Here is a 21,162-nt window from a genome sequence, read left to right as displayed (position 1 = left end):
ATCCGGTCTCAATCAATGTTATACAACTTCTGCGGTGCGTGTTTCAAAGCCGTTTTCCTGAAAACAGCCCCCAAATGCCTGACGCAGAAAATCGCTTAACTAACCAACATGCCATCACTTTCTAAACAAAGCAATCTGCGGACTGGGGTTTACCGGTCCCTCATCTTTATGGTAGGAATCTTGGGTTTGGGTGCCTGCGCCCAGAAAACCAAAGTCAGCAGCAGTTCTGCTATGGAAAAAGAGTATACCGTTGAAAGCCCCGATCAAAGCATCAAGGTGCGGTTCAGCCTCACGCCGGGGCAAAGCGCCACATATGCCGTTTCCCGAGGCGGAACCACCGTGCTGCAGGATTCCCGCTTGGGCGTGATCATGGAAGACGCGGACCTTTCGCAGGGTTTGACGCTGGCGTCTGTTTCTGGCGTGGAGTCGGTGAAAGACAGCTACGAAATCCTTACAGCCAAGCGCAAGGAGAATACCTACCGTGCAAACAAGCGCACTTTCCACCTCAAGAATGCCCAGGGGCAACAGTTGGACGTTATTTTCCAGGTGTCTAATGACGGGGTGGCTTTCCGGTACTATTTCCCGGGGCAGGCGTCGGGGAAGAAGGCCATTACCCGGGAAGTGACTTCCTTCAAATTGCCCGAGGGCACCAAAGGTTGGATGCAGCCCATGTCTGATGCCAAAACCGGTTGGGAGCGCACCAATCCTTCGTATGAAGAATACTACCTCAAAGGCATCCCGGTAGGTACGCCTTCACCCATCAAAGCAGGCTGGGTTTTCCCGGCTTTGTTCCAGACCACGGGCGACAACTGGGTGCTGCTCTCCGAGACCGCGTCTTACGGCGATTACTGCGCCTCGCGCCTGGGGCAGAACTCGCCGGGCGGAGAATACAGTCTCGCGTTTCCGCAGGACGTGGAGCATAATCCCGGCGGCGGCGTGAACCCAACCTCAGAATTGCCTTTCTACTCGCCTTGGCGCCTGGTGGCCGTGGGCCCCCTTAAAACTATCGCGGAGTCAACCTTGGGTATTGACCTGGCCAAACCTGCCGTTGACATGGACAAAGGCTTCATCAAGCCGGGTAAATCGTCGTGGAGCTGGGCTATTCTCAAAGACGATTCCACGGTGTACGATGTGCAGAAGCGGTTCATTGACTACGCCTCCCGCATGAAATGGAGCTACACCCTCATTGACGCCGACTGGGACAAGAAGATCGGGTACGAGAAAGTGAAGGAGCTGGCAGACTACGCCAAAACCAAGAACGTAGGGCTGCTGCTGTGGTACAACTCGGCTGGTCCCTGGAACGGTGCGCCTTACACGCCCAGAGACAAAATGCTCACCCACGAAAGCCGCATGCAGGAGTTCAAGCGCCTGCATGACATGGGCATCAAAGGCGTGAAGATAGATTTCTTCGGGGGCGATGGCCAGAGCGTGATGCAGTACTACAATGACATCCTGAAAGACGCCGCTGAGCACAAACTGCTGGTGAACTTCCACGGCTGTACCTTGCCGCGCGGCTGGCAAAGGACTTATCCCAACCTCATGACCATGGAGTCTATCAAGGGTTTTGAGTTCATCACCTTTGAGCAGCAGAACGCCGATGAGGAGCCTGCCCACGCCACGGTGATCCCGTTCACCCGCAACGTCTTCGACCCCATGGACTTCACGCCTGTAAACCTGACCAAGATCCCCAGAATCACCCGGAGAACCACGCCAGCGTTTGAGTTAGCCTTGTCAGTGCTGTTTACCTCAGGGGTGCAGCATTACGTGGAGATTCCTTCGGGCATGGCCAAAATGCCGGCCTACGTGCAGGATTTCCTGAAGGAGGTGCCCAGCGTGTGGGAAGAGGTTAAGTTCATAGACGGCTACCCGGGCAAAGAAGTGGTGATGGCCCGCAAGGCGAACGGCAAATGGTACGTGGCCGGCATCAACGGCGAGAAAACCGCCAAAACCCTGCAACTGGACCTTTCCTTCCTTGATGGTAAAAAAGGCGCTTACATCACAGACGGCACTGATGCCGCAGGCATGCAGCATCAGACCATTGACCCGGCCAAAGGCGGCAAGACCACGGTGGAGCTGAAACCCAACGGCGGGTTTGTGATGGTGTTCTAGAACCCTGGGGCCAGGTTTCTAGCCTTTGGCTGGGCCGCTCTGTTTCAGGTTCATTTTGGCCAAAACGGCTACAAAACGAAAGACTATAAAGATTGATATGATGGTAAGAAGCTTCATCTTAGGTATACTCTTGCTCACGGGCATTGGTTTTGTGCAGGCGCAGCAACCACAGGGGCAACAGGTAGGGGAGGTACGGCCGATGAGTAACATAACGGTGCATGATCCGGTGATGGCCAGGCAAGGCAACACGTACTACCTGTTCAGCACGGGCCATGGCATCTCAGTGTGGTCTTCCACGGATATGCAGAACTGGAAAAAGGAAAAGCCGGTGTTCGCTACCGCGCCGGAGTGGGCGGGGAAGGACGTAGCCGGCTTCAAAGACAACCACATCTGGGCCCCGGATATCAGCTTCTATAAAGGGAAGTATTACCTGTATTACTCTATCTCGGCCTTTGGGAAAAACACCTCGGCCATCGGCCTAGCCACCAACGCCACGCTGGACCCTAACAGCAAAGACTTCAAGTGGGTGGACCACGGCAAGATCATCGGCTCAGTGCCGGGCGTCACCAACTGGAACGCCATTGACCCCAACTTGGTAACGGACAAAAACGGGACGCCGTGGATGGCCTTCGGGTCTTTCTGGGGCGGACTGCAACTGGTGAAACTGAGCAAAGACCGTCTGTCGGTAGCCCAGGACATCAACAAACTTTCCACCATCGCCAGCCGCAAAAAAGGCCTTACCATCAAGACCAATCCGGAGCCCTTGCCGGGCAATCCGGCCGAGGCCGGAGGAAATGCGATAGAGGCGCCTTTTGTTTTCAAAAAAAACGGTTATTATTACCTGTTCGCTTCCATTGATTATTGCTGCAAAGGGGCCAAAAGTGATTACAAGATGATTGTGGGTCGCGCCAAAAACGTGCAGGGACCTTACCTGGACAAGAACGGGGTCGCCATGGACGCCGGCGGCGGCACCATTCTGCTGGAGGGCAATGAAAAATGGAATGGTGTGGGCCACAATGCGGTCTACACCTTTGACAAAACTGATTACATTATTTTCCATGGCTATGACGCGGCGGAGAACGGACGCCCTAAGTTGCGCCTGGAGAAACTGACCTGGGACAAAGACCAGTGGCCGGTGGTGGCAGTGGCCCAGTAAACCCAGGAAAGAAAGAGTAGCGTTGCGCAGCAGAAAAGGAGTAACCTAAAATATTCAGTTAAAAACTAATAACCTGTCCATGAAATACGTATTTAGGCCTGTTTGTACCTTATTGATGAGCTCTATGATGTTAGCCAGCTCCTGCAGCCAGAACTCTGGTAACCAGGAAAACACCACCACCCAAACCGAGAACGCCTCTGAGGGCAACACTGCTTCTGCTGAGGCGAAGTTACCGGCCCGCGCCAGTTTCCAGAAGACTATTGACGGCAAGCAAACCGACCTGTTCGTACTCAAGAACAAGAACAACGTGCAGGCGGCCATTACCAACTACGGCGGCCGTCTGGTGAGCCTGCTGGTGCCGGACAAAAACGGTAAACTCACCGATGTCTCCATCGGGTTTGGGAACGTAGAGGATTATACCAAAGGATCAGACACCTTCTTCGGGGCCACCATCGGGCGCTACGGCAACCGTATTGCTAAGGGCAAGTTCAAGCTGGAAGGCAAGGAGTACACCTTGGTCACCAATAACGGCGCCAACCACCTGCACGGCGGAAACAAAGGTTTCTCACGCGTGGTATGGGATGCCAAACAGGTGGACGACAAAACCCTGGAGTTGACTTACGTGTCTAAAGACATGGAAGAAGGCTACCCCGGCAACCTGAACGTAAAGGTGACCTACACCCTCACCGATGATAATGAGTTGAGAATCGGGTACGAGGCCACCACAGATAAAACCACCATCGTGAACCTCACAAACCACACGTTCTTCAACCTGAACGGCGAGGGCAGCGGCGACATCCTGGGCCACCAACTGCAGGTGAGCGCCGACAGATACAACCCGGTTGACTCTACCCTGATCCCTACCGGCATTGAGCCCGTGAAAGGTACGCCTTTTGACTTCAACCAGTCTACCGCCATCGGAGCCAGAATTAAAGATGAGCATCAGCAATTGAAGTACGGCGGCGGCTACGACCACAACTTCGTACTGACTGGCGGCGGCGGAAAAGAATTGAAGAAAGTTGCCACCGCGGTGGGCGACAAGAGCGGTATTGCCATGGATGTGCTCACCATGGAGCCAGGCCTGCAGTTCTACAGCGGTAACTTCATGGAGGCCGGCCACACCCTGAAAAACGGAAGCAAAGATGCCTACAGAACGGCCTTCTGCCTGGAGACCCAGCACTTCCCGGATTCTCCTAACCAACCTGCTTTCCCTAGCACTACCCTGAAGCCAGGGCAGACGTACGCCACCACCACAGTGTACAAATTCTCTGCAAAGTAGGCGCTAGCCGCATCGGGAAAAAGCATCTTCGGGAACGTTTGGCAAGATCAGTTTCCGGGGATGCTTTTTCCTGTGTTAGGCGTTTCGGGGCTGATTTGGTTAAACCTGGTCCTAAACGCGGGATTGGCTATATCAAAGCCTAAATTTTTCCTGTGGCGCTGCCATCCAATTGTTTTAAAATGGATTTGTATTCCTTTATTTGCTTTGTCTTTAGGCCGGTTTATATTTTTCTTCGGACCTGTTTAAACACTTGACTTAAAAGCGGGTCAAAGCAAAAGCCAAAGGAGCGCCTTTGAACTCAAAATAATCTTGGTTCTTGTTAAGCCATCGTTGGCAGCAGGATTACTAAATATATCAGCGGAATGATGAAGTATTCGGGCCAGACAAGAATTCTTGTTGCGGTGGATTGTATCATATTTGGTTTTGACGGAGAGAACTTCAAGCTGCTGCTGATTCAGCGGGGCTTCGCGCCCCAGAAGCAGAAGTGGAGCCTCATGGGCGGTTTCGTGCAGCCGCAGGAGAGCCTGGAAGCGGGTGCCCAACGCGTTCTGAAACAGCTCACCGGCCTGGAGGGCGTGTACCTGGAGCAGATCCCGGCGTTCAGTGAACCCAATCGTGACCCCGTGGAGCGGACCATCGCGGTGCCGTATTTCGCCCTAATCGATATCCAGAAATATGAGGCCCAGCTGAGCTCTGAGTACCACGCCGAGTGGTTCCTCTTAAGCGAGATGCCCAGCCTGATCTTTGACCACGAGGAGATGGTGGAAATGGCCAAGATGCGCCTGCGCTACAAAGCCGCCCTGCACCCCATCCTGTTTGAGCTGTTGCCCGAGAAGTTCACCCTGCCCAAACTCCAGACCCTCTACGAGAAACTCTACGACACCACCTTTGACAAGCGGAACTTCAGCCGTAAGGTTCTTTCCACGGGCCTGCTGGTACGCCAGGAAGAGAAAGACAAAGAGAGCTCCCGCAAAGGCGCCTTCTACTTCAAGCTGGACAGGGAGAAGTACTATGACAACTTTGAGGCCTTCCTGAAGTTTATCCCCAAGCCCGAGAAGTTCCTGGTTTAAACCAGTTCTTTCTGCCAAACCGGAGATAGAAAGCAGGTTGGTAAGTGACGCTGCAGCTGCAGTTTGATAGGTGTAAAAGGGAGCTCCCGTTTCTTGACTGATTTTACGAAACCAGCCTTGAAGCGGGAGCTCCTTTTGGTTTAGGTGTGATTTAGAGTAGGGGAGAAGCACGCCTACAGTCATAGGCAGGAAAGCAGGAGTATTCTCCTAAAAAATTAAGTGTCAAAACAACATTTTTAGAAACTTTTTGCTATACTTGTAATAGAATACGCTGAGACGAAGCTTTAATTTTTAAATCTGTAAAAGTTGGAGGCCAAATTTTGGTGATAGTGGGAATAAACGTTAATTTGACAACAATAAGTCGACTATGGCACAAGATGTATATGTGATTGGCGTGGACTATGGCTCTGACTCTGTGCGGTCTGTCCTGGTTAATGCCTTAAACGGTGAGGAAGTAGCTTCTTCTGTTTTCAACTATCCCCGCTGGAACAAAGGGGCTTACTGCGTACCCGCGGAAAACCAATTCCGGCAGCACCCTCTGGACTACATTGAGGGTCTGGAGAAAACCATCAAAGACTGTCTGCAGAAAGCGGGCGGCGCGGCCATTGCGGGCGCGGTGAAAGGTATCTCCGTGGATACTACCGGTTCTACGCCGGTGGCCGTGAACCAGCAGGGCACGCCTTTGGCCTTGTTGCCTGAGTTCGCGGAAAACCCCAATGCCATGTTCGTGCTCTGGAAAGACCACACCGGCGTGCAGGAAGCCGCCGAGATCAACGAGCATGCCACTAAGTTCGAGACTAATTACCTGCAGTTTGTGGGCGGCATCTACTCCTCTGAGTGGTTCTGGGCCAAACTGCTGCACGTGCTGCGCGAAGACGCCCAAGTGCGGGAGGCCTGCTACTCTTGGGTAGAGCACTGCGACTGGATTCCGTTCCTGCTTACCGGCGGCTCCAACGTAGACCAAATGAAACGTAGCGTCTGCTCGGCAGGCCATAAATCTCTCTGGGCCGCTGAGTTCGGCGGACTGCCTCCCAATGATTTCTTCGCTTCCCTGGACCCGGTGCTGGACGGATTCACTTCCCGCCTGTTCCAGGATACCTATACCTCAGACCAAGCCGCTGGCCAGTTAAGCGCCGAGTGGGCTGAGCGTCTGGGCTTGTCTACCGATGTAGTGGTGGGCGTAGGTGCCTTCGATTGCCATATGGGCGCCGTAGGCGGCCAAATTGAGCCGTATCATCTGAGCAAAGTGATGGGAACCTCTACCTGCGACATGCTGGTAGCCCCTGTTGAGGAATTCGGGGATACCTTGGTGAACGGAATCTGCGGTCAGGTGCCTGGTTCCATCATCCCGGGCATGATGGGTCTGGAGGCCGGTCAATCTGCCTTCGGGGATACCTACGCCTGGTTCAAAAGAATCTTACTATGGCCTTTGCAGAACCTGCTGGCCAATTCACAGGTCATTGATGCCGCTACCGCCGAGGCACTGGTAGAAGAGGTGTCTAACAGAATCATACCTGAGCTGAGCAAAGCCGCAGACCAGATTCCATTATCAGAGAATAACGAGTTCGCCATTGACTGGTTCAACGGTCGCCGTACGCCAGATGCGAACCAGGTACTGAAAGGCGCCATCTCCGGTTTAGGCCTGGGCAGTGATGCACCGCGCGTTTTCCGGGCCTTGGTAGAGGCTACCTGCTTCGGGGCAAAGAAAATCGTGGACCGTTTCAATGAGCAGGGCGTTCCGGTAAAAGGCCTCATCGGTCTGGGCGGCGTGGCCAGAAAATCGCCGTTCATCATGCAGATGATGGCCGATGTCATGAACATGCCCATCCGGATCCATAAGTCAGAGCAAACCTGCGCCATTGGGGCAGCAATGTTCGCGGCCACTGCGGCCGGTATTTACGCCAAAGTAGAAGATGCCATGGAAGCTATGGGGCAGGGTTTTGACCTGGAGTATTTCCCTAACCAGGAGCGGGTTGCCTTGTATGCCAAGCGTTACCAGAAATACACCGAGCTGGGCGGCTTCCTGGAAATCCACAGTGCGCCGGCTAAACTTACTACTCTGTCTGACCTGCCCGAAACCGGCAGCCCGGCCCAGGAGGGCCAAACCAGACCTGTTACTTCAGCGCAGACGGAGCTGCAGGGCCTTACCAGATAAGCATTCATGAGTTCTTTTCAACACATCAAAGAAGAGGCCTACCAGGCCAATATGCAGTTGCCCAAGTTAGGGCTGGTATTATTCACCTTCGGGAACGTGAGCGCCGTGGATCGGTCGCAGGGCGTTTTTGCTATCAAACCCAGCGGCGTGCCTTACGAGGACCTATCGCCGGAGAAAATGGTGATCGTGGATTTTGACGGCAACACCGTGGAGGGTTCTCTGCGGCCGTCGTCAGACACCAAAACGCATGCTGTGCTGTACAAACACTGGGAAAACATCGGCGGCATTGTGCACACGCACTCTACCTACGCCACCGCCTGGGCCCAGGCTCAACGCGATATTCCCATCTACGGTACTACCCACGCCGATCACCTCACTACCGATGTGCCTTGCGCCCCGCCCATGGACGATGCCATGATCCAGGGAAACTACGAGTACGAGACCGGCTTCCAGATCATGAACTACCTGCAGGAGAAAGGCATGAGCTACGAGGAGGTGGAGATGGTGTTGGTAGGCAATCACGCGCCGTTTACCTGGGGCAAAGACGCCAAGAAAGCGGTGTACAACAGCGCCGTGGTGGAGGAGATTGCCCGCATGGCGTTCCTAACCGAGCAGATCAGGCCGCAGGTACCCCGCTTGCAGGACTCGCTCATCAAGAAACACTTTGAAAGAAAGCACGGACCTGATTCTTATTACGGCCAATAACAAATAAAACAATAGCAGATAACAACGGATCTGGCTGTATTACCAGCGGGTTCCGCCCTTAACCCTCACATCCATGATTGATTTAAAACAATTTGAAGTCTGGTTCCTCACCGGAAGCCAGCATCTATACGGCGAGGAAACCCTAAACCAGGTGGCCGCCCACTCGCAGGAAATTGTAAAAGGTTTAGACGGTGCTGACCAGATTCCGGTGCGCATTGTGTTCAAACCAACCGTTAAAACCACGGAAGAAATCTTCAAGGTTTGCCAGGAAGCCAATGTGGCCGAAAACTGTATTGGCGTGATCACCTGGATGCACACGTTCTCACCCGCTAAAATGTGGATCAGAGGGCTGAAGGTATTGCAGAAGCCTTTGCTGCACCTGCACACCCAGTTCAACCGCGATATTCCGTGGAACTCTATTGACATGGATTTCATGAACCTGAACCAGAGTGCCCACGGTGACCGTGAGTTCGGATTTATGGTGTCGCGCATGCGCATTGAGCGCAAAGTGGTGGTGGGTCACTGGCAGGACCCAGAGGTGATCCAGGAGATCAACAACTGGTGCCGCGTGGCCGCCGGCTGGTATGACTGGCAAGGCGCCAAGTTCGTGCGTTTTGGCGATAACATGCGCTACGTAGCCGTAACCGAGGGTGACAAAGTGGAGGCCGAGCTGAAGTTCGGTTTCGCAGTGAACACCCACGGCATAGGAGACCTGGTAGCGGTGATCAACGAGGTTTCTGAGCAAGCCATTGACCAACTGGTGCAGGAATACGAAACAAAGTACAACGTAGCCGAAGGCCTGCGCGAAGGTGGTGCCCTGCGCGCTTCTCTTAGAGAGGCGGCCAAAATCGAAATCGGTTTACGCACCTTTTTGGAAAAAGGAGGCTATAAAGGCTTCTCAGATACGTTTGAAGACCTGCACGGCATGGTGCAGTTACCGGGTATTGCGGTGCAGCGGCTCATGGCAGACGGTTACGGTTTCGCCGGCGAAGGCGACTGGAAAACGGCTGCTTTGGTGCGCGCCATGAAAGTGATGGGCAGCGGTCTGCCGGGCGCCAACGCCTTCATGGAAGACTACACTTACCACTTTGACCCGAACAACGCCTTGGTGCTTGGTTCGCACATGCTGGAGGTAGATGAATCCCTAGCCGTAGACAAACCTTCCTGCGAGATCCACCCGCTGGGAATCGGCGGCAAAGCCGATCCGGTACGTCTGGTGTTCAACGCTGGCTCTGGTCCGGCCCTGAACGCCTCGGTAGTAGACATGGGTAACCGCTTCAGACTTATCGTGAACGAAGTGGAGGCCGTGGAGCCGCAGAACGAACTGCCTAACCTACCAGTAGCCCGTGTGCTGTGGAAACCGCTTCCAGATATGAAAACAGGCTGTGCCGCCTGGATTCTGGCCGGTGGCGCCCACCATACCTGCTACAGCCAGAACATCAGCGCAGAGCAGCTGCAGGACTTTGCAGAAATGGCCGGCATTGAGTGCGTGGTCATTGGCCGCGACACCAAACTGAGCCAGCTGAAGAACGAACTTCGCTGGAGTGAGATGTATTATCAGAAGAATTGCTAATTTTAAGGGCCTCAATGCTATCGTTGGCATTGGGGCCTTTTCTTTTCCAAACAGACAAACTTTCACTTTCAGGCTAACCCCTTTCCATGAACAAATTTACCACCATTGACTATACCATCTTTATAGTCTACTTCATCATTGTATCTGGGTACGGATACTGGATTTACCGCAAAAAGAAAACCGTTGAGTCAGATAGTAAAGATTACTTCTTAGCCGAAGGGTCCCTTACCTGGTGGGCCATCGGGGCCTCGCTTATCGCCTCCAACATCTCCGCCGAGCAGTTTATAGGTATGAGCGGGAACGGCTTTGTGGTAGGGGTAGCCGTGGCAGCCTACGAGTGGATTGCCGCCGTTGCGTTGATCATTGTGGCTGTCTGGTTTATTCCGGTGTACCTGAAGAATAAGATCTTCACCATGCCGCAGTTCCTGCAGAATCGGTACAACCAGACCACCAGTTTGATCATGGCTATCTTCTGGCTGTTTTTGTACGTGTTCGTGAACCTTACCTCTATCCTGTTCCTGGGGGCACTGGCCATCAGTAACCTGGCCGGGGGCGAGAACTTCCACCTGATCATGGTGTTGCTGGCTATTTTCGCGGTAATCATTACCCTGGGCGGTATGAAGGTAATCGGGTTTACTGACGTGATCCAGGTAACCGTTCTGATTTTGGGTGGTTTGGCTACTACGTACACCGCGTTAACCCTGGTGAGTAACCACTTTGGCCTGGGCAACGACATGATTGCCGGTTTCAACAAACTGCTGCAGGATTCACCGGATCACTTCCACCTGATCTTTGACAAACCGGGTCCGGGAGCAACCCAGCAGGAAATCAATAAATACCTCATGGTGCCGGGCATTGCCATGTACTTTGGCGGTATGTGGATTGTGAACCTGAATTACTGGGGCTGTAACCAGTACATCACCCAGCGTGCCTTGGGCGCCGACCTGCACACTGCTCGTACGGGTATCCTGTTCGCCGGTATCCTGAAACTGATGATGCCAATCATTGTAATGTTGCCGGGTATTGCCGCGTATGTGCTGTACAAGAACGGCGCTTTGCAGGAAGAAATGGCTCCGGGCGGACATTTCAACGCTGATAACGCTTACTCCGCTATTCTGGGCTTCTTGCCGACCGGGATGAAAGGTCTTTCTCTGGCAGCTTTGACTGCGGCCATTGTAGCTTCTTTGGCCGGTAAAGCCAACAGTATCTCCACCATCTTCACCCTGGATATTTACCAGAAATACATCAACAAAGGTGCCGATGAGAAGAAGCTTATCTGGGTGGGTAAAATCACCATTGTGGCGGCCATGTTGTTCTCTATCTTCCTTACCTGGGATGACTTGCTGGGTATAGGTGGCGAGGGTGGATTTACCTTCATCCAGAAATACACCGGTTTTATTAGTCCGGGTGTGTTTGCCATGTTCTTCCTGGGTATGTTCTGGAAGCGCACCACCGGTACAGCCGCTATTGCGGGTCTTTTCACCGGTTTCATCCTGTCTGTAGTATTCAACAACTACGCGCCAACCTGGTTCGGGAATGAGACCTTCCTGTACACAGCGTACCCTAACGGCAAAGGCGGTTATGAGATTCCGTTCCTGATCTGTATGGGATTGGCCTTCATGTTCACCATGATTGTGATGATCTTGTTAAGCCTTGCCGGCCCTAGAGTGAACCCTAAAGCATTTGAGCTGGATACTACCATGTTCAGAGTGTCAAACTCTACTTTGGCTCTTATTGTGGTAACGCTCTTACTTGTAACAGCCCTATATGTGCGGTTCTGGTAGTACAAGATAAAACCTTATAGAACATAAGAAGCGGGCCTGAAACGTCCGCTTTTTATGTTTTTACCGTCTGTTGCAGTACCTTTTGGCCTTTAAGCCGAAGCGGGTTGGCGGGAGTTCTCGTGTACTTATTTGCTTTGCTGTTGATGTATGCCTAGAGATCTGGTAGTTACCCGCTTCTCGTTTTAAAGCCAATTATCTAAAAGCAGCCCTTAAACGCCAGGCGTAACAGACCCGCCTTTACCAAAGTATACCCAACCAAGTGAAAGACCACCTGCTGTTCATAGACATAGAGGCCTCGGGGCTGCCCCTGCAATGGGACGTGCCTTATTCTCAGGATGCCAACTGGCCGCACACGGTGCAGGTGGCCTGGTTTGTCTATACCAAAGAAGGGCATGAGGTAAAGGCTGCGAACCACTACATCCGGCCCGAGGGTTTCGAGGTGAGCCCCTCTTCCATAGAGGTCCACCGGCTTACGCCCGAGTTCCTGCATGCGCACGGCCAAAGCAGCCGCGAAGTGCTGCTGCACCTGCAGGAAGACCTGCAACGCTACACGCCCATGGTCATCGGGCATTTCATGCAGTTTGACTTCCACGTGCTCTCCGCGGATTTCTACCGTGAGAACCTGCCCAGTCCGTTTGACAACCTGCCGGTTTTCTGCACCATGATCGCTTCCTCGGGACTTACCCATTTGCCGCGCAAGAAATACTTGCGCCTGGGCGAGCTCTACAGTCACCTATTCCACCAATCGCTGGAGAACCAGCACAACGCCGTGGTTGATGCGCGGGCCGCCGCCGAGAGTTACTTTGAGTTGCGCAAGCGCCGCGTGATCACAGACAGCACCATATCCCGGCAGCAGGAAAACCGGTATAACACCCAGAAGCAACCGCAGCCCAAGCCTACGCGCCTGCACCTCCCCCTGTGGCTGTTGCTGGCGCTGGGTGCTTTATTTTTAATATTCTTACTTTTCTTTTGGCTATGAACGACCGTCTGCAATTCCTGAAAAGCGTAAAGCCGTTCCATTTGTTAGGAGACGATGTGCTGTTGGAGGTCCTGGACCTGCTGGAGGAAGTTTCCTATTCCAAAGACACGCTCATCTACCACCAGGAAGCCACCAAACTCCGGGGCGTGGACCTCATCGCCGCCGGCGAATATGAGTCGTTTTTCTATGATTCGGCCCAAAACAAACGGGTGCTGGAGCGCCATGGGCCGGGCTATTGCTATGGCGGCATCTCCATGCTGCTCAACCGTAAGAAATCGCTGCGCACGGTCATCGCTAAGAAAGGAACGGTGGTGTATTTTCTGCACCGAAGACATTTCCGGGCCCTGGCCAAAGCCAACGAAGGGTTTCTGCACTACTTCTCGCAGGAGTTTGGTATGCGGATGCTCAACGAGGAGTTCGCCCATTTTGTGAAGCGGCCCACCTCTTTTGAGGAAAACTACATCGCCACGGACCAACTCTATTCCCGGCGCATTGAGAGCGTGGAGTACCGTGACATTGTCACCTGCAGCAGCACCACGCCCATCTACACGGCGGCCCGCATCATGGCCGAGCACAAGACCAGCTGTCTTTTCGTGAAGAATGAGGTGGGGCAGATCTCCGGCTACATCACCGATATCACGCTCCGCGACAACGTGGTGGCGGCCCAGGAAGACGTGCGCGGCCAGGCGAAGGAAATCATGGACAACCCCATCGTTTCCATCCGGAAAGACGCTTACGTGTATGAGGCCATCCTGCTCATGTTCCGCACCAAAACCCGCTACCTGCTTATTGAAGACCAGGGGCAGTACATTGGCATGATCAGCCGGAGCAAGCTGTTGAGTGACCAGGCCCAGTCTCCGTTCGTGTTCATCCAGAGTGTGAAGCTGGCGCGCTCGGGCCATGAGCTGCGTGATAAGTGGAAGCGGGTGCCTGAGATTGTGATGCAACTGTTGCTGCGCGGCGCTAAGCCCGAGATCATCAACCAGGTGGTTACCACCGTGGCCGATACCATCGCGCAGAAAGTCATTGAGGAAGTCATTGCCATCTGCGGACCGGCGCCGGCCAAGTTTGTGTTCATGGTGCTGGGCAGCGAGGGCCGCAAAGAGCAGACCCTCAAAACCGATCAGGACAACGCCATCGTCTACGAGGACAAAGCCAACGAACAGCGTGAACTGGTGCGCGAGTATTTCCTGAAGTTCGCCGATATGGTTTCCGAGAAGCTGGATTTCATCGGGTTCAGTTTCTGCACCGGCGGCTACATGGCCAAGAACCCCAAATGGACGCACTCGCTCTCGCACTGGAAACGCAACTACCACGAGTGGATGCAGGAGATCGTGCCCGAGACCGCCATTCAGTTTTCCACCTTCTTTGACTGCCGCTTCATCTACGGTGACGGCGCCATCATGAAAGAGCTGGTGGCTTTCCTGGACGAGGAACTGCAGAAACCCATGCCGCGCCTGTTCTTCCACATGGCCAACAACGCCCTGCAGTACGAGCCGCCGCTCACGTTTTTCAAGAACATCAGAACGTTCACGGTAGGCTCGCAGCAGGTGTTTGACATCAAGAAAGCCATGACGCCCATTGTGGACCTGGTGCGGGTGTACGCCCTCAAGAACCGTATCTTCAAGACCAATACCGGCGAGCGGATTGAAGCCCTGACGGAGATGGGCGTCTTCAGCGAGAAACAAAGCCAGGAACTCATGCAGTCTTACTACTACCTCATGGGACTTAGGTTGCGCAAACAGGCCAGCCAGATCATGCATGACAAGAGCGAGCCAGACAACTACCTGGATATCCAGAGCCTCACCAAAATAGAGCAGGTCACTCTTAAGGAAATCTTCAAAACCATCAGCGACTTCCAACTGGGCATCAAAGTACAGTTCACCAATAACCTGTTCGGGTAAAATAAGCGTCATCTGTTTTAGGCCTGTTTTTACAAAAACGGCCCTAAAACAGGAAAGGCTATTTGTTGGTGTAAACCACCGCTGGCGCGAGCGTCCCGCTCGTGTTCGCACGCATTTCTGATCCTCTTTGATGAGTTTTGCAATGTGTATTCAGCAAGGGAAGGCATGCGTGCGGACACGAGCGGGACGCTCGCGCCAGCGGAGGAATGTTGCTCAAGAATCCTTTCAATAGGCTAATGCGCTTTCAGTAGGCCGTTAACCAATGCATTTGCCAGTCATTCACCTCCTATTTGTCCTCTTGGTAAGGATCTTGGTAGCGGACAGTAGTAGCGTTTAGTAAGAGCCTTTCTAATTAGCCCACAAGATCTTTCCAAAATGACAAAAGGAGGGGGAGAGCGGCTCATGAGATATTATGGCGCGGAAGTCACATCTGCTTCAAACCTGTTTTCCTAAAAACAGGCCCAAAACAGGTTTTACTTCTGTCCGGTGAAAAGTTGCTCCAGCATAGGATCTGTGTAATCTTTCACAAACCCGATGATGTTTTTGTACTGGGAGAACTCTTCAGGGCCGTGCATGGTGGTGATGACCAGGCAGTCCATGCCGGCATTCTGGGCGGCTTCCACGCCTTTGGGCGCGTCTTCAAACACCAGGCAATCTTTGGGGTCTACGCCCAGTTCCTCTGCAGATTTCAGGAAAGTCTCGGGGTGCGGTTTGCTTTTGGACACTTCATCCGCAGAGATCAGGGCCTGGAAGTAGTGCCTCAGGTTTAGGTTATCCACCACAAAGTCAATGTTGAACATAATGGCCGCGGTGGCAATGGCCATCTTGATGTCGTTTTCGGCGGCCTTTTTAAGAAAGTTGTCTAAACCGTTGATGAGCCGCAGCTGCGAGATGTATTCCTTCTGATAGATTTTCTCTTTCTCAATGGAGAGCCGGTCGGCTTCTTCCTGGGAGAAGCGGTCCTCCCCGAAGAACCGGGCCAGCACTTCGCTGTTCTTGCCGTACATCTGGGCCTTCACCTCGTCCCAGGAAAGGGACGTCTGCAGTTCCTCCTTCAGGATCTTCTGCCACGCGGTGGTGTGGTAATCCATGTCGTCAATCATGGTGCCGTTCATGTCAAACAGAAAGGCTTTGTATTTGGGGGTATTCATGTACGCGTAAGGGTTAGGGGTAAGTAAAGGCATACGGGGAAAACAAAAAAACGGGCTCCAAAAGAGCCCGCCTTTCCCTATATCCTATTTATTTTCTTCTATCGGCAAAGCCGAGGCTGATCAATTTATTTGGCCAGGGCCTTCTTGCGCTCCAATACTTTCTGCACGGCAGCCACAATGTGCTCATCATCCAAACCGTACTTTTTCATGAGCTGCTCCGGCGTGCCGCTCTCCCCGAAGGAGTCGTTCACGGCCACGTACTCCATAGGCAGCGGCGTGTTTTTGGCCAGCAACTGCGCGATGCTGTCGCCCAGACCGCCCAGGCGGTTGTGCTCTTCGGCACTTACCACACAGCCGGTTTTGGCCACTGATTTCAGGATGGCTTCCTCGTCCAGCGGTTTAATGGTGTGGATGTTGATGATCTCGGCGGAGATGCCCAACTCAGCCAGTTTCTCGCCGGCTTTGATGGCTTCCCACACCAGGTGACCCGTCGCGAAGATGCTCACGTCGGTTCCTTCGTTCACCATCCAGGCTTTCCCGATCACGAATTCCTGATCTGCCGGCGTGAACACCGGAATCACCGGCCGCCCGAAACGCAGGTACACCGGGCCTTCGTACTCAGCGATGGCCACAGTAGCGGCTTTGGTCTGGTTGTAATCGCAGGGGTTGATGACGGTCATGCCAGGCAGCATTTTCATCATGCCGATGTCTTCCAGGATCTGGTGCGTAGCTCCGTCCTCACCCAAGGTCAAGCCCGCATGCGAAGCGCAGATCTTCACGTTTTTGTCTGAGTAGGCAATAGACTGACGGATTTGGTCATACACGCGGCCAGTGGAGAAGTTGGCGAACGTGCCGGTGAACGGGATCTTGCCGCCTATGGTCATACCCGCCGCAATGCCCATCATGTTGGCCTCGGCAATGCCCACCTGCACAAAGCGCTCAGGAAATTCCTTGATGAAATCGCCCATTTTCAGGGAGCCCACCAGGTCGGCGCACAAGGCCACTACGTCTTTGTTTTTTCTGCCGGCCTCTACCAGCCCCGCCCCGAAACCAGAGCGGGTGTCTTTAGATTCTGTATAGGTATATTTTTTCATTTGAATGATTCTCAACGGTTATGGATGATTTTTAGCCTCGGCGTTTTAGGCCTGTTTTGTAGAAAATGGCCTCTAAACAGCTGGGCTTTTGATTGGATTAAGCTTAAGGTGACAAGTGCTGTGTAGGTGAAATCCTGGAGACTTGCCGCCTGCTGCTAGTAATCCTGCATGTTGCTGGTCAACTGGTTGAGCGCCAGGGAAAGCTGCTCATCATTAGGTGCCACGCCGTGCCACTTGTGCGAGCCCATCATGAAATCCACGCCGTGGCCCATGTTGGTTTGCATCAGAATCATGATTGGCTTGCCTTTGCGCGTTTTGGCCTTGGCCAGTTCCAAAGTCTGGATCACGTTGCCCAGGTCATTGCCGTTCATTTCCATAACATCCCAGCCGAAGGCTTCCCATTTGGCGCGCAGATTCCCTAAATCCAGGACTTTGTTGGTAGGGCCGTCAATTTGCTGGCCGTTCACGTCAATGGTAGAGATGAGGTTGTCTACTTTGTTGTGCGGCGCGAACAGGGCCGCTTCCCAGATCTGGCCTTCCTGCAGTTCGCCGTCGCCGTGGAGCGTGAACACCAGGCCGGGATCATTGTTCAGTTTCTTGGTCAATGCGGCCCCGATAGCTACCGACAAGCCCTGCCCCAGAGAACCGGAGGCGATGCGCACGCCCGGCAGTTCCTCGTGGGTGGTAGGGTGACCCTGCAGACGCGAATCCAGCTTGCGGAAAGTCTTCAGCTCGCTCACGTCAAAATAACCGGCTCTGGCCAGCACGCTGTACCAAACCGGCGAGATATGGCCGTTGGAAAGGAAGAACAGGTCTTCGCCTTCGCCGTCCATGTTAAACTCCGGGGAGTGGGTCATGACCTTGAAATAGAGGGCCACCAGAAAATCGGTGCAGCCCAAAGAACCGCCCGGGTGCCCCGACTGGCAACCATGCACCATTCTCACAATATCGCGGCGCACTTGCTTGGCCACCTGCTCCAGCTCCTCTAGCTGTAATGTCTCTTTTTCTTCTGTTTGCATATAGATTAATAGTCTGTTGCTTTCAAAAGCCTGGTTCCTGAAGGAGAGCGCAGGCTACCGATAAGGTCTTAACGGATAATAAGTGTAAAATTAACAATTAATTTAGCCATTCAGATTCTTGTTCGCAAAATAAATATATAGACTTTTATGCAAACGTTGGCATAAAAAAGAGGTTTTGTCTTGAGCCGAAGCAGAAAATGGGCGCCAGCGAAGAATAATTGGCGGTTCTGGCAGGGAAAAGGTAGTTTCGCAGCATTATGGAGTTTACTACTATTACCAAAGCTTTTGCAAACCTGTCTCCAAAAGAACTTTATGATCTGTTGCAACTGCGCAGTGCCGTGTTTGTGGTGGAGCAGAACTGCGTTTTCCTGGACCCCGATGGCTTGGATGACCAATGCCATCACCTGCTTTTCTACCGCGGCACCACGCTGGAGGCCTATGCCCGGCTGCTACCGGCCGGCGTCTCTTACCCCGAGCTTTCCATTGGCCGGATCATCACCAGCGCTGCCGTACGCGGTTCCGGCGTAGGCCAGCAGTTGGTGCAGAAAGCCATTGACGAAACGTACCGGCTCTTCGGCAATGGCCCTATCAAGATTGGGGCGCAACTGTACGCAAAGAAATTCTATGAGCGGTTTGGGTTTGTGCAGTCCAGCGAGGTCTATGACGAGGACGGCATTGACCACATCAAGATGATAAAGCCTGCCGTGGTTTAAGCGACCCCGCGTAGTTGAACAGAAAGCCGTTTCGGGGCTGCTTTACAGAAAGCAGCCCCGAAACGGCTTTCGGCTTTTTTCATCCATCAGGTTAATCCTTTGCCTGATTTTGGGCCTGCTTTCTAAAATGGAGATTGAAACGGGGTTCGCCAACGCAATCCGCTACAGCCATTTGAACGCTTTCCGCATCCAGCTGAATTTGTTCTGGTACGGCGGATATCTGAGCGGCACATCGGGTTTGGAGGGCTTCATGAGTACGCTTTTCTGGTGCGAGAAAGCCTCGAAGCTGGCTTTTCCGTGGTAATTGCCCTGACCGCTGGTACCCACGCCCCCGAACGGCAGAAACGGGTTGGCCAAGTGCGAAACGGTGTCATTGACACAAGCCCCGCCCGAGGAAGTCTGCGTCAAGACCATCTCTTTGGCTTTTTTGCTTTTGGAAAACAGATAAAGTGCCAGCGGCTTAGGGCGCGCGTTCACCTGCCGGATGGCCTCGGGCAGCGTTTTGTAGGTGAGCACCGGCAACAGCGGTCCGAAGATTTCTTCCTGCATGATGGGCTGGTCCCAGGTGACGTTGGCGAGCAGGGTAGGGGCAATGTACAGGGAACTGGCATCGGATTGGCCGCCAGCGTAAACGGGAGAACTGTCCAGCAAGCCTTTCAGCCGCTGGAAATGACGTTCGTTGATAATGCGGGCGAAATCGGGGCTTTGGGCCGGATTGGTACCGTAGAACTCCTGGATGGTAGAGGCCAGTTCCTTCAGCAGCGGTTCTTTTACTTTCTCCTGCACCAAGAGGTAATCGGGGGCCACGCAGGTCTGGCCCGCGTTGATGAATTTGCCCCAAATGATGCGTTTGGCCGCTACTGCTAGATCAGCGGTTTCGTCTATGAGGCAGGGGCTCTTACCACCCAGTTCCAAGGTGACCGGAATCAATTGTCTGGCCGCCGCCTGCGCCACAATCCTGCCCACCGGCACGCTGCCCGTGAAGAATATCTTGTCAAAAGGCTGCTCCAGCAAGGCCTGGCTTACCTCGGGGCCGCCCTGCACCACCGTCAGATACTCCGGCGGAAAATGCTCTTTGATCAGGCGGGCCAGGAGTTGGCTTGTGGCGGGTGTGAGTTCTGAGGGTTTCAGGATGGCGCAGCAACCTGCGGCAATGGCCCCCAACACCGGCGACAGGGTGAGTTGGAACGGATAGTTCCAGGCGCCAATGACCAGCGAAACGCCGTAGGGCTCGGGGTAGATATAGTCTTTGGACGGGAAATTCAGAAAGCTGGATTTCACCCGGTACGGCTGTATCCAGCGGCGCAGGTGCTTGAGCAGGAACTTGATCTCGGCCTCCAGAATGGCAATCTCCGTGGCGAAAGTCTCAAAAGGCGGCTTCCTGAAATCGGCGGAAAGTGCCGCGATGATGGCTTTTTCTTCTTTCTGGATGGCTTTCTGCAGACGGCGCAGCATCTTTGTCCGGAAAGCGAGCGGGCGGGTCTGCCCGCTGTTGAAAAATTCCTTCTGGCGTTGCACCAGCGTCTCCGGTTCCTGTGGCGAGGTCATAGTTTTAAGTCCTTGGGATTACCTGCATATACTCTGCTCCCCGCAAAATGGCTGCAGACGGTACAGGAAGTGAAAATAAAAATTTAGGCCATAGCCGCAGGTCCAAGGCAAAAAATAGCATAAATACGATTTTGGGCTATTTTTGCGGAAGCGGCTCCAAAACGCAAATAATAAAGAAAGTTTTACCCAATTGGCGGATACTTTTTAAAACGCACTCGTAAAAAGGAGACCAACCCAAAACAGGCAAACAACATTTTTGACAGCATTTAAAACAAACTGATATGGCACCACGCGGCAGTTACGATGACGAGTATGGCTACGATGACGAGGATTTCAACAACAGCCATTTTGATGATGAGTTCTCCTTTGACGACGACGATGATGACGTTTTAGGGGGCAGAGGCGGCTTTGGCGCAGATGATGACGAGGAAGTGAACCTTCCGTACGAGGGTGAGCTTTTCAACGAGATGCTGAGCAAACTGCACGGTACGCTCATCATGTACGGCGAGGACGACCCCAAACTGATGGATCTCCAGACCGAACTGCTGCAGGTGGACGCCGACAAACTGGGTACCGCCACTGATGACATGTTCTACCTGGAAGAAGCCAGCAACATTGCCAAAATCCTGAAAAAGCACGTGGGCGAGTCACCCAAGATCAAGCAGATCCACGACAACTTTATGAAAGACATCACCCGTTTCAGCGACGACTCGGCCGAGGGCCACGTAGGCGATTACTACCTGGATGACGAGGAGTAAAAACCATTGCTTAACGGTTGCATTATAAAAAAAAGGTGGCTCCTGGCGTTAGGAGCCACCTTTTTTTATTTATTGCTGGAAGTGTGCAAGCCTTTTATGTTAAGAGAAGTAAAGCTATGTTTCTAAAGCATCAATCTGAATTAGGGCGGTTTTGCAGAAAACGGC

Annotated in this window: 16 protein-coding genes; 12 read left to right on the top strand and 4 right to left on the bottom strand. The window is 53.3% G+C overall.

The window, feature by feature from the left end:
• The first annotated feature begins 108 nt into the window (after positions 1-108).
• The 10 genes from J3P35_RS21090 (at position 109) to J3P35_RS21045 (ending at position 14,714) form a co-directional block, all read left to right on the top strand.
• Positions 109-2,109 carry a glycoside hydrolase family 97 protein gene (locus J3P35_RS21090; RefSeq protein ID WP_210466692.1) on the top strand — a complete coding sequence of 667 codons (2,001 nt, stop codon included), beginning with the start codon at positions 109-111 and terminating at the stop codon, positions 2,107-2,109.
• Between the two features lie 97 nt (positions 2,110-2,206).
• Entirely contained in the window at positions 2,207-3,265 is a 1,059-nt protein-coding gene (locus J3P35_RS21085) for an arabinan endo-1,5-alpha-L-arabinosidase (protein ID WP_246850399.1), read from the top strand.
• A 124-nt stretch (positions 3,266-3,389) separates the two neighbouring features.
• On the top strand, positions 3,390-4,544 hold the full coding sequence (locus tag J3P35_RS21080) for an aldose epimerase family protein (protein WP_246850397.1): 1,155 nt from the start codon (positions 3,390-3,392) through the stop codon (positions 4,542-4,544).
• A 362-nt stretch (positions 4,545-4,906) separates the two neighbouring features.
• Positions 4,907-5,614 carry an NUDIX hydrolase gene (locus J3P35_RS21075; RefSeq protein WP_210466690.1) on the top strand — a complete coding sequence of 236 codons (708 nt, stop codon included), beginning with the start codon at positions 4,907-4,909 and terminating at the stop codon, positions 5,612-5,614.
• A gap of 367 nt (positions 5,615-5,981) precedes the next feature.
• Positions 5,982-7,769 (top strand): ribulokinase, encoded by a 1,788-nt coding sequence (locus J3P35_RS21070; protein WP_210466689.1) that lies wholly within the window; start codon positions 5,982-5,984, stop codon positions 7,767-7,769.
• Positions 7,770-7,775: 6 nt separating this feature from the next.
• Positions 7,776-8,474, top strand: coding sequence for an L-ribulose-5-phosphate 4-epimerase (locus J3P35_RS21065; RefSeq protein WP_123127855.1), 699 nt, complete (start codon positions 7,776-7,778; stop codon positions 8,472-8,474).
• A gap of 73 nt (positions 8,475-8,547) precedes the next feature.
• Positions 8,548-10,047, top strand: coding sequence for an L-arabinose isomerase (gene araA, locus J3P35_RS21060; RefSeq protein ID WP_210466688.1), 1,500 nt, complete (start codon positions 8,548-8,550; stop codon positions 10,045-10,047).
• An 86-nt stretch (positions 10,048-10,133) separates the two neighbouring features.
• Positions 10,134-11,831 (top strand): sodium:solute symporter family transporter, encoded by a 1,698-nt coding sequence (locus J3P35_RS21055; protein ID WP_210466687.1) that lies wholly within the window; start codon positions 10,134-10,136, stop codon positions 11,829-11,831.
• Positions 11,832-12,090: 259 nt separating this feature from the next.
• Positions 12,091-12,810 carry a 3'-5' exonuclease gene (locus tag J3P35_RS21050; RefSeq protein ID WP_210466686.1) on the top strand — a complete coding sequence of 240 codons (720 nt, stop codon included), beginning with the start codon at positions 12,091-12,093 and terminating at the stop codon, positions 12,808-12,810.
• The gene (locus tag J3P35_RS21045) at positions 12,807-14,714 is read left to right on the top strand and encodes a DUF294 nucleotidyltransferase-like domain-containing protein (protein WP_210466685.1); all 1,908 of its coding nucleotides are present in this window, start codon (positions 12,807-12,809) and stop codon (positions 14,712-14,714) included. The genes J3P35_RS21050 and J3P35_RS21045 overlap by 4 nt, the downstream gene beginning before the upstream one ends.
• A 473-nt stretch (positions 14,715-15,187) precedes the next feature.
• Here J3P35_RS21045 and J3P35_RS21040 read toward each other — a convergent pair whose 3' ends face one another.
• From J3P35_RS21040 to J3P35_RS21030, 3 genes are all read right to left on the bottom strand, one after another.
• Positions 15,188-15,865, bottom strand: coding sequence for an HAD family hydrolase (locus J3P35_RS21040; RefSeq protein ID WP_210466684.1), 678 nt, complete (start codon positions 15,863-15,865; stop codon positions 15,188-15,190).
• 125 nt (positions 15,866-15,990) lie between these two features.
• Positions 15,991-16,959 (bottom strand): transketolase family protein, encoded by a 969-nt coding sequence (locus J3P35_RS21035; protein ID WP_210466683.1) that lies wholly within the window; start codon positions 16,957-16,959, stop codon positions 15,991-15,993.
• A 155-nt stretch (positions 16,960-17,114) separates the two neighbouring features.
• Positions 17,115-17,978: a transketolase gene (locus J3P35_RS21030; protein ID WP_210466682.1), complete on the bottom strand. Its 864-nt coding sequence runs from the start codon at positions 17,976-17,978 to the stop codon at positions 17,115-17,117.
• 257 nt (positions 17,979-18,235) lie between these two features.
• Here J3P35_RS21030 and J3P35_RS21025 point away from each other — a divergent pair, with 257 nt between their 5' ends.
• Positions 18,236-18,691: a GNAT family N-acetyltransferase gene (locus J3P35_RS21025; RefSeq protein ID WP_210466681.1), complete on the top strand. Its 456-nt coding sequence runs from the start codon at positions 18,236-18,238 to the stop codon at positions 18,689-18,691.
• A gap of 162 nt (positions 18,692-18,853) precedes the next feature.
• Here the strand turns inward: J3P35_RS21025 and J3P35_RS21020 are convergent, their stop codons facing one another.
• Positions 18,854-20,239, bottom strand: a complete 1,386-nt coding sequence (locus tag J3P35_RS21020; protein WP_210466680.1) for an aldehyde dehydrogenase — start codon at positions 20,237-20,239, stop codon at positions 18,854-18,856.
• A gap of 281 nt (positions 20,240-20,520) precedes the next feature.
• Here J3P35_RS21020 and J3P35_RS21015 point away from each other — a divergent pair, with 281 nt between their 5' ends.
• Complete coding sequence (locus tag J3P35_RS21015; RefSeq protein ID WP_210466679.1) at positions 20,521-20,997, top strand: hypothetical protein; 477 nt, start codon at positions 20,521-20,523, stop codon at positions 20,995-20,997.
• Positions 20,998-21,162: the final 165 nt, after the last annotated feature.

Origin of the sequence: Rufibacter roseolus (assembly GCF_017916365.1) — a bacterium.
GTDB classification, from domain to species: domain Bacteria; phylum Bacteroidota; class Bacteroidia; order Cytophagales; family Hymenobacteraceae; genus Nibribacter; species Nibribacter roseolus.
This window is presented reverse-complemented; position numbering and strand designations above follow the sequence as displayed.

What these genes read in the sequence shown, in the direction of transcription:
- J3P35_RS21090 (WP_210466692.1), top strand. Translation starts at nt 109, where the DNA reads ATGCCATCACTTTCTAAACAAAGCAATCTGCGGACTGGGGTTTACCGG.
- J3P35_RS21085 (WP_246850399.1), top strand. Translation starts at nt 2,207, where the DNA reads ATGATGGTAAGAAGCTTCATCTTAGGTATACTCTTGCTCACGGGCATT.
- J3P35_RS21080 (WP_246850397.1), top strand. Translation starts at nt 3,390, where the DNA reads ATGATGTTAGCCAGCTCCTGCAGCCAGAACTCTGGTAACCAGGAAAAC.
- J3P35_RS21075 (WP_210466690.1), top strand. Translation starts at nt 4,907, where the DNA reads ATGATGAAGTATTCGGGCCAGACAAGAATTCTTGTTGCGGTGGATTGT.
- J3P35_RS21070 (WP_210466689.1), top strand. Translation starts at nt 5,982, where the DNA reads ATGGCACAAGATGTATATGTGATTGGCGTGGACTATGGCTCTGACTCT.
- J3P35_RS21065 (WP_123127855.1), top strand. Translation starts at nt 7,776, where the DNA reads ATGAGTTCTTTTCAACACATCAAAGAAGAGGCCTACCAGGCCAATATG.
- araA (WP_210466688.1), top strand. Translation starts at nt 8,548, where the DNA reads ATGATTGATTTAAAACAATTTGAAGTCTGGTTCCTCACCGGAAGCCAG.
- J3P35_RS21055 (WP_210466687.1), top strand. Translation starts at nt 10,134, where the DNA reads ATGAACAAATTTACCACCATTGACTATACCATCTTTATAGTCTACTTC.
- J3P35_RS21045 (WP_210466685.1), top strand. Translation starts at nt 12,807, where the DNA reads ATGAACGACCGTCTGCAATTCCTGAAAAGCGTAAAGCCGTTCCATTTG.
- J3P35_RS21040 (WP_210466684.1), bottom strand. Translation starts at nt 15,865, where the DNA reads ATGAATACCCCCAAATACAAAGCCTTTCTGTTTGACATGAACGGCACC.
- J3P35_RS21035 (WP_210466683.1), bottom strand. Translation starts at nt 16,959, where the DNA reads ATGAAAAAATATACCTATACAGAATCTAAAGACACCCGCTCTGGTTTC.
- J3P35_RS21030 (WP_210466682.1), bottom strand. Translation starts at nt 17,978, where the DNA reads ATGCAAACAGAAGAAAAAGAGACATTACAGCTAGAGGAGCTGGAGCAG.
- J3P35_RS21025 (WP_210466681.1), top strand. Translation starts at nt 18,236, where the DNA reads ATGGAGTTTACTACTATTACCAAAGCTTTTGCAAACCTGTCTCCAAAA.
- J3P35_RS21020 (WP_210466680.1), bottom strand. Translation starts at nt 20,239, where the DNA reads ATGACCTCGCCACAGGAACCGGAGACGCTGGTGCAACGCCAGAAGGAA.
- J3P35_RS21015 (WP_210466679.1), top strand. Translation starts at nt 20,521, where the DNA reads ATGGCACCACGCGGCAGTTACGATGACGAGTATGGCTACGATGACGAG.